At 69.0% G+C, this 15,844-nt stretch carries 12 protein-coding genes and 1 tRNA gene; 9 read left to right on the top strand and 4 right to left on the bottom strand.

The annotated features are described in order from the left end of the window. Positions 1–885, bottom strand: coding sequence for a heme o synthase (gene cyoE, locus F0U60_RS38100; protein ID WP_395807013.1), 885 nt, complete (start codon positions 883–885; stop codon positions 1–3). A gap of 188 nt (positions 886–1,073) precedes the next feature. Continuing rightward, positions 1,074–3,425 (bottom strand): tetratricopeptide repeat protein, encoded by a 2,352-nt coding sequence (locus tag F0U60_RS38105; protein WP_395807015.1) that lies wholly within the window; start codon positions 3,423–3,425, stop codon positions 1,074–1,076. A 185-nt stretch (positions 3,426–3,610) separates the two neighbouring features. Between F0U60_RS38105 and F0U60_RS38110 the strand changes: the two genes are divergently transcribed. From F0U60_RS38110 to F0U60_RS38125, 4 genes are all read left to right on the top strand, one after another. Next, positions 3,611–3,686 (top strand) — tRNA-Ala (locus tag F0U60_RS38110). A gap of 97 nt (positions 3,687–3,783) precedes the next feature. Next, positions 3,784–4,401, top strand: a complete 618-nt coding sequence (locus F0U60_RS38115) for a DUF2760 domain-containing protein (RefSeq protein WP_395807017.1) — start codon at positions 3,784–3,786, stop codon at positions 4,399–4,401. Between the two features lie 17 nt (positions 4,402–4,418). Next, on the top strand, positions 4,419–6,269 hold the full coding sequence (locus F0U60_RS38120) for an Hsp70 family protein (protein ID WP_395807019.1): 1,851 nt from the start codon (positions 4,419–4,421) through the stop codon (positions 6,267–6,269). Between the two features lie 37 nt (positions 6,270–6,306). Further along, entirely contained in the window at positions 6,307–9,081 is a 2,775-nt protein-coding gene (locus F0U60_RS38125; protein WP_395807021.1) for an Hsp70 family protein, read from the top strand. 16 nt (positions 9,082–9,097) lie between these two features. Here F0U60_RS38125 and F0U60_RS38130 read toward each other — a convergent pair whose 3' ends face one another. Continuing rightward, on the bottom strand, positions 9,098–10,471 hold the full coding sequence (locus F0U60_RS38130; protein WP_395807023.1) for an MATE family efflux transporter: 1,374 nt from the start codon (positions 10,469–10,471) through the stop codon (positions 9,098–9,100). Beyond that, on the bottom strand, positions 10,471–11,022 hold the full coding sequence (locus F0U60_RS38135) for a hypothetical protein (RefSeq protein WP_395807025.1): 552 nt from the start codon (positions 11,020–11,022) through the stop codon (positions 10,471–10,473). The genes F0U60_RS38130 and F0U60_RS38135 overlap by 1 nt, the downstream gene beginning before the upstream one ends. A gap of 190 nt (positions 11,023–11,212) precedes the next feature. Between F0U60_RS38135 and F0U60_RS38140 the strand changes: the two genes are divergently transcribed. The 5 genes from F0U60_RS38140 to F0U60_RS38160 are packed head-to-tail and all read left to right on the top strand — an operon-like array spanning position 11,213 to position 15,841. Further along, a complete protein-coding gene (locus F0U60_RS38140) occupies positions 11,213–12,709 on the top strand; it encodes a class I adenylate-forming enzyme family protein (protein WP_395807027.1) in 1,497 nt (498 codons plus the stop codon). Positions 12,710–12,725: 16 nt separating this feature from the next. Beyond that, a complete protein-coding gene (locus F0U60_RS38145) occupies positions 12,726–13,076 on the top strand; it encodes an acyl carrier protein (RefSeq protein WP_395807029.1) in 351 nt (116 codons plus the stop codon). Between the two features lie 21 nt (positions 13,077–13,097). Then, a complete protein-coding gene (locus tag F0U60_RS38150; RefSeq protein ID WP_395807031.1) occupies positions 13,098–14,372 on the top strand; it encodes a coproporphyrinogen-III oxidase family protein in 1,275 nt (424 codons plus the stop codon). 4 nt (positions 14,373–14,376) lie between these two features. Then, entirely contained in the window at positions 14,377–15,120 is a 744-nt protein-coding gene (locus F0U60_RS38155; RefSeq protein WP_395807033.1) for a sulfotransferase family 2 domain-containing protein, read from the top strand. Positions 15,121–15,148: 28 nt separating this feature from the next. Further along, on the top strand, positions 15,149–15,841 hold the full coding sequence (locus F0U60_RS38160) for an SDR family oxidoreductase (RefSeq protein WP_395807035.1): 693 nt from the start codon (positions 15,149–15,151) through the stop codon (positions 15,839–15,841). Positions 15,842–15,844 lie beyond the last annotated feature (3 nt).

Below are 15,844 nucleotides of genomic sequence, written 5' to 3' on the forward strand. Positions count from 1 at the left end.
TCAACCGTGTCCCCCGCTGTCGAGCATCAGCGCGGCGAAGAGGCCGGCCAGGTACAGCAGGCTGAACAGGAACGTCTGACGCGCCCAGGTCCTTCCCAACTGCCGGAAGAGTCCCATGGCGCCCAGCCCGAGGAAGGACAGGCCCAGCACCACCGCGGCCGCCAGATACCAGGCGCCGGCGATGTGCAGCTGGAAGGGCAGCAGCGTCATGGGCACCAGGGCCACCAGGTACAGGACGATCTGCAGCCGGCTGGAGTCATCCCCCCGCTCAATCGGCACGGACTTAAGGCCGGCCGCCGCGTACTCGTCCTTACGGAACAGGGCGATGGCGATGAAGTGGGGGATCTGCCAGAGGAAGAGGATGGCGAAGAGGACGTAGCCGCCCGCGTCGATCTGATTGGTGACGGCCGTCCAGCCCATGAGCGGAGGCAGCGCGCCGGGCACCGCACCCACCAGCATGGCGGTGGAGGAGCGCGCCTTGAGCGGCGTGTACGCGAGCACGTAGCTGAGCAGCGCCAGCAGGCCGAGCCCCGCGGTGAGCAGGTTGGCGCCCAGCGCGAGCGCCGGCAGTGAGAGGGCCGCCAGCCCCAGCCCGAAGGCCAGCGCCACCGACGGCTCCATGCGCCCCGAGGGCAGCGGGCGGTTGCGGGTGCGCGCCATGAAGCGATCGCTGTGCCGCTCCCAGTAGCAGTTGAGGGCGTTGGCGGAGCCCACCAGGCCGGAGGTGGCCAGCAGCGTCACCAGGATGCCGGGCACCGTCAGCTCGCCAGGAGCCAACCACATGCCGCCCGCGGTGGTGGCGAGCACCAACCCCGACAGCCTCGGCTTGGTAAGAGACAGCAGATCCGAAGCGAAGCTCGACTCACTCACGGCACGCGCGCTCACGCGGAACTCCCCAAGGCGCGACAGGCTGGCGGCTGACGCGGTTAGAGGCGGATGACGACTCCGCCTGGGGTGGAAAACGCCCCTCCCCTTACACACAGGGGAGCGCCACTTCAAGCAAACGGGCGCGGGATTTGGAATCTCCCCGCGCCCGTCGCAATCAGCACTGCTTGTTGGAAACGGCAGCCCGGCTACAGCGCCTGGGCCTGGGCCACGTACTCGCCCTTGGGCTCGCGACTGATGTACTCCTTCGCCAGCGCCTTGACCTTGTCGGCCTGCTTCTTGTCCTTCGAGAGGAACGCCGCGTAGAAGTAGTAGGCCGGGGCGTAGTTCTCATCAGCGTTGAGCGCCTTCTGGTACGTCTCGTCGGCCTTGGCGGCGTCGCCCTTGCCCTCGAAGACGCGCGCCAGCTCGAGCAGCGCGGCGGCGGCCCGGTCCGGCTGACCGATGAACTCGGTGCTCGCCTTCTCCAACGCATCCTGCGCCTTCGCCCAGTCCGAGCGCTCGCGGTAGATGGAGCCCATGGCCAGACGGGCCTCGGGGTTCTTCGCGTTGGCGTCCTTCACCGAGCGCTGGTACGCGGACAGCGCGTCGTCGAGCTTGTTCTGACGGCGGTACGCGTTGCCCAGCATGGTGAGCAGCTTGGGGCTGTCGCCCATGGTCTTGAGGGCGGTGACGAGCGCCTCGGCGGCCTCCTTCTCGCCGCCCTGCTTGCCCATGAGGGCCTTGGCCAGCTCGACGTAGAGCTGAGCGCGCGTGGCGTCGATCTGGATGGCCTTGCGGATCTCCGTGGCGGCCTCGTCGTACTTGTTCTCCGACAGCAGCCGGCGGCCCTTGATGAGCGACAGCTCGGGGCTCTTCTTGTCCAGCGCGAAGCCCGTCTCCTCGGCCTTCTTCAGCTCCTGGGCCGCCTTCTCCTTGTCGGCGGGCACACCGGTGGCCTCCACGAGCCGCGTCTGCTCCTCGGGCTTGAGCTTGTCCATGCTCGCGACCACGCGCGAGATGAGCAGCGAGCGCGCCAGGTACGCCGCGGCGAGCTGGCGCGGCGACGGGGGCGGCTGGGCGTCCACGAGCTTCTTGATCATCTGCGCCGCCAGCCCGAAGTTGGGCTCGTCCTGCTCCAGCATCAGCAGGGACTTGCCGAGCAGGGACTCGGGGTGGTCCTTCTCGTAGCGCAGCGCGAAGTCGTAGTTCTTCCAGGCGATGGCGTCCTGGCCGAGCCGGCGGTACACGGCGCCGAGCGCGGCGTAGATGCGCGGGTCGTCCGGCGCCAGGGCCTGGGCCTTCTCCAGGTTGTCCTTGGCGCGATCCATGTCGCCCGCGTTCATCTGGATGAGGCCGAGCGTCAGGTACAGCAGCGAGCTGCGCTTGCCCTGCTCGTCGAAGGTCTTGACGTGCGTCTCGAGCTCGGTGAGCGCATCCTTGCCCTTGCCACCGTACGTCTTGAAGAGGGCCTCGGCGGCATACAGGTGCGAGCTGATCTCCCCGCTCTTCTTGGCGGCGTTCAGATGCTCCTCGGCCTTGTTGCGCGCGTCGTCGCCACCGCCGTGCTCGCCCCAACGGATGGCGTAGGCGTAGGCCAGGTAGCCGTGCGCGGCGGTGGAGTCCGGATCCACCTCAAGCGCCTTGTCAGCCGCCTCGCACGCCTTCTTGTAGGAGTCGAAGGAGTCGTGCTTGAGCTGCTCGGTGGCGGCCTCGAGCTGCTTCTTGATCTCCCGGTTGCGCTGCGCGGCCATGCGCCCCTGGACGAAGTAGCCGCCCAGGATGATGGGGACCGCGATCAGCAGGCCGAGCGTGATGAACTTGCTGTTGCCGGCGCCCTTCTTGCGCGGCTTGCGAGGCGCGTCATCGTCGTCGGTGTCGACGTCATCGTCCTCATCGACGACCACCGGCGGGCGGCGGGCCGCGGAGCGCGCGGGCTGCTCGGCACGAGCCTTGGGACGCGGCGCGTCGTCATCGTCCGCGGCCACCGGGGCCCGGCGGGTCGCAGGAGCGGGAGCCGCGGGCTCGGGGGCAGCAGCCACCGGAGCGGGAGCAGCAGCCACCGGCGCAGGAGCAGCAGCCACCGGGGCGGGCGCGGGGGCCACCGGAGCGGGCGCGGGCGCGGCGGCCTGGGGCACCGGAACCTTGTACTGCTGCATCGCCGCGAGCGTCTCGGCGTCAGCGGGATCCGCCTCATAGGCCTTGAGGAGGTTGGCCTTGCCGGCATCGGCCTCACCGGTCTTGAGCTGAAGCACACCGGCCATCCGCAGGGAGGCCTTGTCGGTGGGCTGCACCTGGAGGGCGCCGAGCACCTCTTCCAGGGCCTTCTTGTCCTTGCCCTGCTCCGAGTACACGCGAGCGAGCAGGAGGCGAGGCTCCGCACGATCGGGGTGTGCCTTCACCCCTTTCTTGCAGACAACCATCGCTTCCATGAAGCGGCTCGCGGCGAGATAGGCCTCGGCCAGTGGCTTGTAAGCGTCAGAGGAAGGGTCGGAAGCGAACGCGTGCTCCAGCTTCGCAAGCTCGGCCGGGCTCAACGTCTTCGATGAGGGAGTAGACATTCCGAATGGAGGCGCCTGTAAGGAGGGGGTTCTTATGACACCCCGAGTTGCCGCGCGTCAATCGCCCAAGGGGTACGAAAGATTCCCGGCTTGACACGTGGAATAGGGTCCTGTATCTGCCCGTTCGTCTTTCGGCGGCGGAAAAAAAGCCCACGCCGACAAGGCGCGTGGTACGTAGTGGGTATGGGGGTGTAGCTCAGTTGGGAGAGCGTCGCGTTCGCAATGCGAAGGTCGTCGGTTCGATCCCGTCCACCTCCACCATGAAGAAGTGAAGAGGGCCTCACTGGAAACAGTGAGGCCCTTTTCATTTGGGCTACGAGTGAATTGAAAAGCTCTCGGGGTCTGTTATCCGGGGCCGATGACCGAACAGCCTTCGATCTCGTTCTTCGCTCGCTTCTGGCTCGCGTTCGTGTGCTTCTGGCGAATCTGGTTCGACCAGGCGTTCGCCCAGGCCGTACTGCCAGTCCGAGAAGCCGACAAGGCCGGCACCCTGCCGACCGCAACCCCGCCCGCGGAGCTGCCAGCCGTCGCCGAGCAGCCCAAGGCCACCCCCGTCGCGGCTCCGACGCCGGTCGCTCCCCCGCCGCCCGAGCGGGAGCACGCCCCGGCCCTGCAGCTGCTGTCCATGCTGCAGCGTGAGGGTCGCTTCATCGACTTCCTCCAAGAGGACGTGGCGGCCTTCCCGGACGCGGATGTGGGCGCCGCTGCCCGCATCGTCCACGAGGGTTGCCGCAAGGTGGTGCGCCAATACCTCTCTCTAGAGCCCGTGCTGCCCCAGACGGAGGGAGACCGGGTGAACGTGCCCGCCGGCTTCGACGCCCAGCGCATCCGCCTCACCGGCAACGTGGCAGGCCAGCCTCCCTACAACGGCGCCCTGAAGCACCACGGCTGGGTGACCACGGCCGTGAAATTCCCGTCCACCAGTCCGGCGATGGATCCCCGGGTGCTCGCGCCCGCTGAAGTCGAACTGTCCTGACATCAGATTGAGCCCATATGGCCCGCTACGCGATTGGAATCGATCTCGGCACCACGCACTCCGCGGTCTCCTACTTCAACCTGGAGGAGGGAAAACCCCGCGGCCCCGCTCAGTCCATGCTGCCCATCCCGCAGCTGACGGCGCCGGGGACTGTGGAGGCCCGCCCGCTGCTGCCCTCGTTCCTCTACCTGCCAAGCGCTCAGGAGTTCCCGCAGGGAAGCCTCGCGCTGCCGTGGAACCCGGGTGCCAGCAGCATCGCCGGTGAGTTCGCCCGCTCGCATGGCGCCAAGGTGCCCACGCGGCTGGTCTCCTCGGCGAAGAGCTGGTTGAGCCACCCGGGCGTGGACCGGCGTGCCGCGCTGCTCCCCTGGCAGGCCCCCGAGGAGGTTCAGCGCGTCTCCCCCGTGGAGGCCTCCACCCGCTACCTGCGCCACCTGCGCGAGGCGTGGGACCACACCTTCGCTCGGGTGAAGGAGGACGCCGCCAATGCCATGGCCGCGCAGGACGTCATCATCACCGTCCCGGCCTCGTTCGACGCCGCCGCTCGCGACCTGACGCTCGAGGCCGCGAAGGCCGCTGGCCTGGAGAACATCATCCTCCTGGAGGAGCCCCAGGCCGCGCTCTACGCCTGGCTGGAGGCCCAGGGAGAAACCTTCCGCAAGCGGGTGAAGGTGGGCGAGGTCATCCTCGTGGTGGACGTGGGCGGTGGCACCACGGACTTCTCGCTCATCACCGTGCGCGACCGCGCGGGCGACGTGGAGCTCACCCGCGTGGCCGTGGGCGATCACATCCTCCTGGGCGGCGACAACATGGACCTGGCGCTGGCGCACACGCTCAACCAGCGCCTCACCGCCGAGGGCAAGAAGCTGGATGCCTGGCAGTTCAACGCCCTCACCCATGGCTGCCGCGTGGCCAAGGAGACGCTGTACGCGGATCCGTCCATGGCGAAGGCCCCCATCGCGATTCCGGGCCGGGGCTCGTCGCTCATCGGCGGCACGCTCCGCACGGAGCTGGCACGCGAGGACCTCGACCGCGTCCTCACCGACGGCTTCTTCCCACCCACTCCCTCCTCGGAGATGCCACGCGTGGCCCGGCGCACGGGTCTCGCGCAGATGGCCCTGCCCTACGCGCAGGATCCGGCAGTGACGAGGCACCTGGCCGCCTTCCTCACGCGGCAGGCCCAGGCGCTGGCCAACTCGCCGGACTCGCCGGTGGACGTGGGCGGCAAGTCCTTCATCCACCCCACCGCCGTGCTCTTCAACGGAGGCGTCTTCAAGGCGGGGCCGCTCAAGGCCCGGGTCATGGAGGTGCTCAACAGCTGGCTCACCGCGGACGGTGGCCAGCCGGCGCAGGAGCTCTCGGGCGCGGACCTGGACCTATCCGTGGCGCGCGGCGCGGCCTACTACGGCTGGGTGCGGCAGGGTCACGGCCTGCGCATCCGCGGCGGCACGGCGCGCGCCTACTACGTGGGCGTAGAGACGGCCATGCCCGCTGTGCCCGGCATGGAGCCCCCCGTGAAGGCCCTGTGCGTGGCGCCCTTCGGCATGGAAGAGGGCACCCAGGCGGACGTGCCGCCTCAGGAGTTCGGCCTCGTCACCGGTGAGCCCACCAGCTTCCGCTTCTTCGCCTCGTCCGTGCGGCGCGACGACAAGGTGGGCGTCATGGTGGACGACGTAGACAGCAACGAGTTCGAGGAGCTCGCCCCCATCGAGACGACGCTCCCGGGCACGCCCGCCCCCTTCGGCGACCTGACCCCCGTCAACCTTCAGGCCGCCGTCACGGAGGTGGGCACGCTCGAGCTGCGCTGCCTGGAGAAGAATGGCCCCGGGAAGTGGAAGCTGGAGCTCAACGTCCGCATGAAGGAGTAGAAGGGGCCCCGCGGTCAGGAGGGCCGCACGCACGCCTATGCACATCGTCGGCATCGACCTCGGAACCACTCACTGTGCAGTCGCCTCGGTGGACCCCTCCAAGGGCCCCACCGCCCCCGTGGAGGACTTCCCCGTCCCCCAACTGGTGCGCCAGGGCGAGGTGAGCCCACGGTCGCTGTTGCCCTCGTGCGTCTACGTGCCCGCCGGCCATGAGCTCGCCACTGACTCCCTGCGCCTCCCCTGGGGCGACGGGGGTCCGCAGGTGGTGGGTGAGCTCGCCCGCTGGCAGGGTGCCCGAGTGCCAGGCCGGGTGGTGACGTCCGCGAAGAGCTGGTTGTGCCACCCGGGCGTGGACCGCTCAGCCCCCATCCTTCCCTGGGGTGCCCCAGCGGACGTGGCGAAGCTGTCCCCCGTGGAAGCGAGCGCCCTGCTCCTCTCGCACATGGCCCGCGCGTGGAACCACGCCCACCCGGACGCGCCACTGTCCCAGCAGGAGGTGGTCATCACCGTGCCCGCCTCCTTCGACGAGGCGGCCCGCGCCCTCACGGTGAGCGCCGCGCGCAAGGCGGGCCTGGAGAAGTTCACCCTCCTCGAGGAGCCCCAGGCGGCCTTCTACGACTACACCGCGCGCCACCGGAAGGACCTGGCGACCGCGCTGGAGGGCGTGCGGCTGGTGCTCGTCGTGGACGTGGGCGGCGGCACCACGGACTTCACCCTGGTGCACGCGGGCGTGTCCCCCGAGGGCCCCATGCTGCGGCGGCTCGCGGTCGGCGAGCACCTGATGCTCGGCGGCGACAACATGGACGCGGCGCTCGCCAAACGCGTGGAGGAGAAGCTCTTCCCGGATGGCAACCGACGTCTGTCCGCCACGCAGTGGACGCAGGCCATTCAGGCCGCTCGCACCGCCAAGGAGGCCCTGCTGGGCAACAACCCGCCCGAGCGCTACGGCGTGTCCCTCGTCTCCGAGGGCAGCCGGCTCCTGGGTGGCTCACTGTCCACGGACCTGACGCGCGAGGAAGCGGAGTCGCTCGTCATGGACGGCTTCTTCCCCCGCTCGGGCGCGCAGGAGCGGCCTCGGCGCGTGTCGCGCATGGCGCTCCAAGAGCTGGGACTGCCGTACGCGCAGGACGCGGCCATCACCCGGCACCTGGCGGCCTTCCTCGCACAGCACGCGGCAGCGGGCTTCGCGGCGCTGGGAGAGACGGCCCCTTCGGAAGGTGCCCTGCCCCGCCCCGACGCCATCCTGCTCAATGGCGGTGTCTTCAACTCGCCGCAGCTGGCCGAGCGGCTGGTGGAGGCGGTGAGCGCGTGGTGGCCGGGGGCCCCGCGCATCCGGCTGCTCAAACACGAGTCGCTGGAGCTGGCGGTGGCGCGCGGCGCGGCCTACTACGGGCTGGTTCGGCGCGGGCACGGCCTGAAGATTGGAGGCGGCGCGGCGCGGGCGTACTACGTGGCCCTGCAGCGCACGGCGGACAGCTCGGAGCAACCGGTGCTGTGCCTCATTCCCCGAGGCTTCGAGGAGGGCAACCAGGTCGACATCGGCGAGCGCTCCTTCACGCTCACGCTGGGGCGGCCGGTGCAGTTCACGCTGTACTCCACCACGAGTGACCGCATCGACAAGCCGGGCGACGTGGTGACGCTGTCCGAGGACCTGAAGCCGCTCCCTCCCATCCACACGGTGCTCAAGGGCGCCGCGGGAAAGACGGCGGAGGTGCCGGTGCACCTGCAGGCAGGGCTCACGGAGATCGGCACGCTGGAGCTCTTCGCCGTGTCGAACGTGGCGGACGAGCGCTGGCGCCTGGAGTTCGAGCTGCGCGGCACGGGCGGCGAGCGCGAGCTGACCATCACCGAGTCCATGCCGGCACGCTTCGCCGAGGCGAAGGACAACGTCGAGCGGGTGTACGGCAACAAGCCGCTGCCCATTGGCCCCAAGGACGTGAAGCAGCTGTCGCGCACGCTGGAGAAGGTGCTGGGCCCGCGCGAGACGTGGCGGGTGCCGGTGCTGCGCGAGCTGTGGAGCTCACTCTTCGCGGGGGCCTCCAAGCGTCGCCGTACGGCGGACCACGAGCGCGTCTTCTACAGCCTGACGGGTTACACGCTGCGGCCGGGCTTTGGCTACCCGTTGGACCACTGGCGGGCGGAGCAGACGTTCTCGCTCTTCGAGCCGCTGGTGCAGCACCACACCGAGAAGTCGGTGTGGATCGAGTTCTGGGTGATGTGGCGGCGCATCGCCGGCGGTCTGAGCGAGGCGCAGCAGCGCAAGCTGTACGACTACCTGAAGCCGCACCTGTCGAGGAAGGTGCCACTGGACGCACCGCAGCAGGGCAAGCTCAAGGGCATCCAGCCCGAGGGCCTCGACGAGATGGTGCGCACGGCGGCGTCGCTGGAGCACCTCGACCCGAACGACAAGGCGGAGGTCGGCGGCTGGGTGGCGGCGCGGCTGAAAGCGGAGAACAAGAGCGGCGGCCCGTGGGCCTGGGCGCTCGGACGACTGGGCGCGCGCGTGCCTCTGTATGGCAGCAGCCACAAGGTGGTGGAGGTGGAGGTCGCCGAGACCTGGCTGTCGCTGCTGCTCGACATGGATCTCAAGCGCATCGACGGAGCGCCGTTCGCGGCCGCGCAGCTCGCACGGCTCACGGGAGACCGGATGCGGGACATCAGCCCCGAGCTGCGAGCGAAGACGGCCCAGGCCCTGCGCGCGGCCAAGGCGGCCGACACCTGGGTGCAGATGGTGACGGAAGTCGTGGCGCTCGAGGCGGCAGACGAAGCACGAGCCCTCGGCGATACGCTGCCCGCGGGCCTGCGCCTGTAACACCCGCGCCTTCCGATCAGGCCTGCGCGCTCCGCGCGGCTCGCGAAAAGAACCGCTCGCACCACACGAGCGCCGCGAGCCCTCCCACAAGGGTCGCCACACTCCCCGCGATGAAGACGCCGTCCCGGCCCCACAGCCACGCGCCCGCGTACGCCAGGGGAAGGTAGAGGCCGAACATGCGCACCAGGGTGAGTGTCGTCGAGAAGAGCGGCCGGTTCACCGCGTTGAACGCCACACTCGTCAGCATGCAGACGCCCTGGAAACCGAAGCTCAGGGAGAGAATGCGCAGGTAGCTCGTGGTGGCCGCCGCCACCGCCGCGTCCGGGGTGAACCATGCGGCCACCCACGGTGCCGCGAAGAGCAGCACGACCCAGCACGCCGCTCCCCACCCCAGCGTGAAGAGCACCGCCACCCGCATTCCCTTCCAGGCCCGCTCCTTGCGCCCGGCCCCCCAGTTCTGCCCGATGAAGGGAATCAGCGCCGTGGACAGCGCGCCGATGACCATCATCAGCAAGCCCTCCACCCGGTTGCCCACCCCGAGCGCCGCTACGCCCTCCGGTCCATGACGGGCGATGAGTCGGGTGAGCATCATCATGGATACCGGAAACACCAGCCGGCTGGCGGTGGCCGGCACCGCGATGGAGAGCAGCGGCCTGAGTGACTCCCGAAGCTCGCTGGCACGGGGAATCGAGCGCTCCAGCAGCCCCTCGCGTGAGAACAGCGTGAAGAGGAACGCCCCCAACATCACGGCCCTGGAAACAGCGGCGGCCCACGCGGCCCCGGCCAACCCCAGTCCGGGAAGCGGTCCGCTCCCGAAGATGAGCAAGGGATCCAGCGCGGCGTTGATCACCACCGACACCACCAGCACCACGGCGGGAGTCCGGGCATCGCCCATGGCCCGGAGCACGCTGCTGCCCACCATGGGCACCAGCAGCAGGGGCAGTCCGCCGTACCAGACCCACATGTACTCGCGCACCAGCGGTTGGAGCTCCCGCGAAACTCCCAGCAGGCGCATGAAGTGCTCGAGCGTCAGCAGCCCCACCCCGGCCAGCACCACCCCCAGCGCCGCGGCGCTCCAGAGCGCATGGCTCGCCGTCCGCCCGACACGCCCCTGGTCCCCCTGCCCCGCCGCTCGGGACACCACCGAGGTGGCCGCCACGGAGAGTCCCCCCGCCAGGTTGGTCAGCACCAGGGTGATGGGAAAGGTGAAGCCCAGTGCGGCCAGCGCCCCACCCCCCAGCCGTCCCACGAAGTACGCATCCACCACGTTGAAGAGGGAGGTGGAGGCCAGTCCGAGAATCATGGGCAGCGTCAGCCCGGTGAGCACCCGGGGGATGCTGTCCTCCAGAAGCGAGGCCCTCGCACGCGCTACCGCACTGCTACCGGACATCACTTCCGCGCCGCCACCCGCCGGACCGGCGCGGCCTCCAACGGTGGCAGCAGCTCCACCACCTCCGCCATCACCCGCTCCCCCTTCCCCACCAGCCAGTTCCACCGGCCGAAGAGCCGCTGTGCGCCCTGCACACCCAGCACCTCGCGCATGGACGCATCCGCCTCGGTGCGGAAGAAGCGCTGCGGCCGGCTCGTGTACTCCAGCCCGGAGTCCTCCAGCAGCCGCCCCAGCGGCACCCGCCCCTCCATCAACAGCACTCGCGTCCGCTCATCGAAGCAGGTGAGATCGATCTGGATCGCCCCCAGCTCCACGGGACGCCCGCCCACGCTCTCCGTCAGCAATACCTGTCGCCACAGGCTGCTTCCTCTGCGATCCTGAGCCAGGACTCGCAGCTCCAGCCGCATCCCCAGGAAGCCCTCCAGCATGAGCGTCATGGTGCCGTCATGCACCAGCAGCTCCCTGTACGGCGAGGGCAGCTCCTCGGGATCCATCACCGTCAAGCGCGGCGCGGGCAGTCCTTCGTAACACCTGGCGAACGGCTCGGGCATCCATGGGGACTGTAGGGAATGGGTACTCATTGGAAGCCGCGACAGCCGGTTTAAACAAAATTTTTAAGAAAAACAAGACCACTTGAACTTTCAAGTAAAACTATCTAAACAATACGAAACAGGATTCTAGAAAAGAGCAGCTGGGGCGGATCGCGCACTGCCCTCGAGCTCCGACCCTCCCAAGGCCTCCGTGCACATCCCCCCGTCAGAGAGCGCCCATGTCACCCAGTGGCTCCGCGGTGCCATCGCCGCCGGCGCGGCCCGGGGAAGCACTCTGACCGATGGCCGCTTCTCGGTGCCCTACGCATCGTTGGACGAGCGGCTCGCGGAGTGGGCCTCCTTCCTGGCCGCGCGCGGCGTGGTGCCAGGCGCCCCCGTCATCCTGGAGTCCGCTGGCTCCGTGCCGGGCGTGCTCACCCTGCTGGCCATGCTCCTGCGTGGCCCCAGCTTCGCCTTGCTGCCTCCTCCCTCGCGCGCGGTGACGCCTCCCGCGCCGCCGCGCTTCTTCCACCAGCGGGTGGTGGTGCGCGGCCTGCTCGAAGCGGACGGGGAGCTGCCGCTGCGTCCCGAGTCCCTGCTGGAAGTGTCCCCAGTCGAGGGTGCCCATCCCCCTCCCGAGGGCGAGGCCAGCGCCCCCGGACGGCTCTTCCTGCGCACCTCGGGCAGCCTCGGCACGCCCAAGCTCGTCGTCCACACCCAGGCGGGGCTGCTCGGCAACGCGCTCAACTGCCTTGGACGGCTCCGCCTCACCGCGGAGGATCGCGTCAGCGTGCCCGTCCCCATCGCCCATATGTACGGGCTGGGCGCGGCCCTGCTGCCCGCGCTGTCCGTGGGGGCCTCCATTGATTTGCTGGAGGGAGCCAACCTCCTGCGCTTCCTCGAGCGGGAGAGCCGGCTCCACCCGACGGTGGCGTTTCTCACCCCCAACCTCTGCGCCATGCTCCTGCGGCGGCGCACCCCTCCCGGGCACTACCGCCATATCGTGGTGGCCGGCGACAAGCTGAAGCCGGAGCTCTTCGAGATGGCGGAGTCCGTCTTCCAGCGCGTCGTCAACCTCTACGGCAGCACCGAGCTGGGAGTCATCGCCACCGCGGACGCCGAGGAGACACGTGGACCCCGCTCCATCACCGTGGGCCGGGCCGTCCCAGGGGCCAACATTCGGCTCCAGTCCGTGGAGGGCTCGCAAGCGCTGGAGGGCGAGGTCGGCGAGCTCTGGTGCCACCACCCCTTCCCCTTCCAGGGCTACCTCGATGAGGACGGTCACCCCTGGCGGGGCGAGCCCCCGTTCCAGGACGGCTGGTACCGGACGAAGGATCTCTGCCGCCTGCACGCGGACGGCCTGCTCGAGGTGCTGGGCCGGACCGACCATGGCGTCAAGCGGGACGGGCGCCTCGTCATGCTCAACGACCTGGAGCGCGCCGTGGAGCGCGTGCCGGGTGTGGAGCGGGCCATCGCGGTGCTCGGCGGCGAGAGCCTCCGGGGCCAGCGCCTCGTCGTGTTCTGCCTCCCGCGCGACGGGCAGCCACTCGACGCGGCCCAGGTCCGCACGGCCTGCTTCGAGCTGCTTCCTCCGTACGCCCTCCCAGACGAAATCCGCCCCCTCTCCACCCTTCCCCTGCTGCCCGGCGGCAAGGTGGATCGCAAGGCCCTGCAAGCCGCAGCCGCGGCACCCCCTTCCCCGTCCTAGGAAAGGACCTGACACCATGAGCACGCCCGCATCGACCGCTACACGCCTGGAGACCGGTAGCCAGCCCTCCCCCGCGAGCTCCCAGCCGGACACCGCCGCGATCGCCGAGCAGCTCAAGAAGATGATCGCCCACGAGCTGGACGTGCGCATCCCCGAGTCGCAGATCGACTTGACGGTGCCTCTGCTGGAGGGAGGCCTGGCGCTCGACTCGATGGTGCTCTTCGAGTTCCTCACCCTCATCGAGAAGCGCTACGGCATCGAGTTCGCCGACCAGCACCTGCGCCCGGAGGTGTTCGAGAACCTCACCGTGCTGGCCGGCTACGTCCAGCGCGAGCTGGTGCGCGCGGGCAAGAGCGCCTCGGTCTGACCAACCCCAGGGAGACGGCACATGAGCACCGCCGAGAGTTCCTCGCAGAACGAGCTGACACGCCGGGGGTTCGTCACCAACTACCCCCCCTATCGCTACTGGCGGCCGGAGGCCCTCCAGGGAGTGCTGGAGCCGCGCCCCCTCAACATCTACGTGCACACGCCGTACTGCGTGCAGCGCTGCGCGTACTGCCACTACAAGACGACGACGCTCGGGGAGAGCCGCAAGTCGGAGATCGACGCCTACGTGAGCGCGCTGTGCCGGGAGATCGAGCTGGCCTCCAAGCGCTTCCACCTCAAGGAGCGCCCGGCCACCACCGTCTACTTCGGCGGCGGCACGCCCACCCTGCTCTCCAAGGAGAACCTGAGCCGGGTGATGGAGGCCCTCCACGAGCACCTCACCCTGAAGGAGCCGGAGATCACCGTCGAGGGTGAGCCCGTGACGCTCATCCAGGCCAAGGCGGACCACCTGAAGACGCTCGGCGTCAACCGCATCAGCCTGGGCATCCAGTCCTTCTGCGACGACATCATCCAGAAGACGGGGCGCCGCGACACGGAGAAGCACGCCTTCAAGGCCATCGAGCTCGCCAAGAGCACCGGCGCCGTCGTCAACGTGGACCTGATGAGCGGGCTGGCCGGCGAGACCGAGCAGACGTGGGCCTATACCGTGGAGCGCGCGCTGGCCGCCGACGTGCACGCCATCACCGTCTACAAGACGGAGGTCTACGCCAACACCGAGTACTACTCGGAGATGAAGAAGAACGCCCTCACCCTGCCCACCGACGACGAGGAGGTGAAGTTCACCGCCTACGCCATGGAGCAGCTGGATCGGCACGGCTACCTGCCGGTGAACTTCTTCACCTTCACCAAGGGCGGGGCCTTCCGGCAGCGCCACATCAGCACCCGGTGGATGGGCACGGACACCTATGGCTTCGGCGTCTCGGCCTTCGGCACGGTCGGCAACCACGCCCTGCAGAACACCAGCGAGCTGTCGCGCTACACGCAGTCGCTCGAGTCCGGCGAGCTGCCGCTGGCCCGGGGCTACCAGCTCTCGGCCCGCGAGCTGATGACGCGCGAGGCGGTGCTCGGCATGAAGCTCGTCCACCTGGACCTGGACGGCTTCCAGCAGCGCCATGGCTTCGACCTGGCGAAGCTGTGCGCTCCCGTCATCGAGGAGCTGACGAAGAACGACCTCGCCACCGTGAACGGACGCACGCTCTCCCTCACCCGGAGGGGCATCCTGTGGGGCGACTACGTCGGGCGCAGGCTCGCGGCTCACATCGAGGCGATGGCCTGAGCCCATGATCATCACCGACGACTTCGTCTACATCCACCAGCCCAAGACGGGTGGCACCTTCGTCACGCACGTGCTGGAGCAGCTCTACCAGGGCCGCCCCTTCATCAACACCCACAAGCACGGCACGTGCAGTGACATCCCCGCCGAGCACCAGGGCAAGCCCATCCTCACCACGGTGCGCAACCCGTACGACCGCTACGTCTCGCAGTACCACTTCGGGTGGTGGCGGCGGTACCCGGACGCCTACTGCGGCGTCGAGGAGATGCGGGCCCACTACCCGAGCTACCCCGACGTGTCCTTCCCGGAGTTCGTCCGGATGGCCAACTCGCTCTTCCTCAACCGCCACCAGCGGCAGGAGACGGGCTTCCACAACGAGCGATTCTCCGAGGAGCGTCGGCTCGGCTGGCACACCGAGCAGTTCGTGCGCTTCTACTGCCGCGAACCGCGCGCCGTCTTCCAGGCGCTCGACGAGGAGAGCCTCACGACGGGCCGCTACCGGGAGACGCTCTTCCCCCTGCGCATCACCCGGGCCGAGAATCTCAATCAGCAGATCCACGACGCCCTGCTTGAGCTGGGGCTGCCTCGCGAGCGGCTCGCCTTCATCCTCGACGCGCAGAAGGTGTTCCCCGAGGGCGGTGGCCGGGCGGACGAGGATCGCTGGCAGAACTACTACACGCCCGAGCTGAAGCAGTTCGTGCGCACCCGGGAGCGGATGCTGTTCCAGCTCTTCCCGGACTACGACATCTGAGCAAGGAGTCAGAGCAGTGGAGCAAAGAGTGGCGCTGGTCACGGGCGCGAACCGTGGCATTGGGTTGGAAGTGTGCCGGCAGCTGGCGAAGCTCGGCATCCACGTCATCCTGACGGCTCGGCGGGAGGACAAGGGACGCGCGGCCGTCGAGGAGCTGGCCGCCGAGGGACTCAAGGCGTCCTTCCTCCCCCTGGATGTCACCTCGGAGAAGGATCGCAAGGCCATCGCCGAGACCATCACCCGCGAGTACGGGCGGCTGGACATCCTCATCAACAACGCGGGCATCTCCATCGACTTCAACGTCCCCGCGCTGGAGGTGAGCTTCGACGAGGTCATCCGCCCCACCATCGAGACGAACCTCTACGGGCCCATCCACCTCATCCAGCTCTTCGTGCCGCTCATGCGCAAGCACGGCTACGGGCGCATCGTCAACGTGTCCAGCGGCCTGGGCTCCTTCTCGAAGATCACCTCCGGGCGGCTCGCCTACCGTCTGTCCAAGGTGGGCATGAACGCGATGACCAAGACCTTCGCCGACGAGCTCAAGGACACCAACATCCTCGTCAACGTGATGACGCCCGGCTGGGTGCGCACCCACCTGGGTGGCATCAACGCGGAGCGCTCCGTCGAGCAGGGCGCGGAGACGATCACCTGGCTGGCCACGCTCCCCGACGACGGGCCTCGTGGCCGCTTCTTCAAGGACCGGCAGGACTTCCCCTGGTAGGCG

Origin of the sequence: Archangium minus, from assembly GCF_044360475.1 — a bacterium.
Taxonomy (GTDB): Bacteria; Myxococcota; Myxococcia; order Myxococcales; family Myxococcaceae; genus Archangium; species Archangium minus.

Coding starts and splice junctions, on each gene's coding strand:
- F0U60_RS38155 (WP_395807033.1), top strand. CDS start 14,377: ATGATCATCACCGACGACTTCGTCTACATCCACCAGCCCAAGACGGGT.
- F0U60_RS38135 (WP_395807025.1), bottom strand. CDS start 11,022: ATGCCCGAGCCGTTCGCCAGGTGTTACGAAGGACTGCCCGCGCCGCGC.
- F0U60_RS38130 (WP_395807023.1), bottom strand. CDS start 10,471: ATGTCCGGTAGCAGTGCGGTAGCGCGTGCGAGGGCCTCGCTTCTGGAG.
- F0U60_RS38115 (WP_395807017.1), top strand. CDS start 3,784: ATGACCGAACAGCCTTCGATCTCGTTCTTCGCTCGCTTCTGGCTCGCG.
- F0U60_RS38125 (WP_395807021.1), top strand. CDS start 6,307: ATGCACATCGTCGGCATCGACCTCGGAACCACTCACTGTGCAGTCGCC.
- F0U60_RS38145 (WP_395807029.1), top strand. CDS start 12,726: ATGAGCACGCCCGCATCGACCGCTACACGCCTGGAGACCGGTAGCCAG.
- F0U60_RS38150 (WP_395807031.1), top strand. CDS start 13,098: ATGAGCACCGCCGAGAGTTCCTCGCAGAACGAGCTGACACGCCGGGGG.
- F0U60_RS38120 (WP_395807019.1), top strand. CDS start 4,419: ATGGCCCGCTACGCGATTGGAATCGATCTCGGCACCACGCACTCCGCG.
- F0U60_RS38105 (WP_395807015.1), bottom strand. CDS start 3,425: ATGTCTACTCCCTCATCGAAGACGTTGAGCCCGGCCGAGCTTGCGAAG.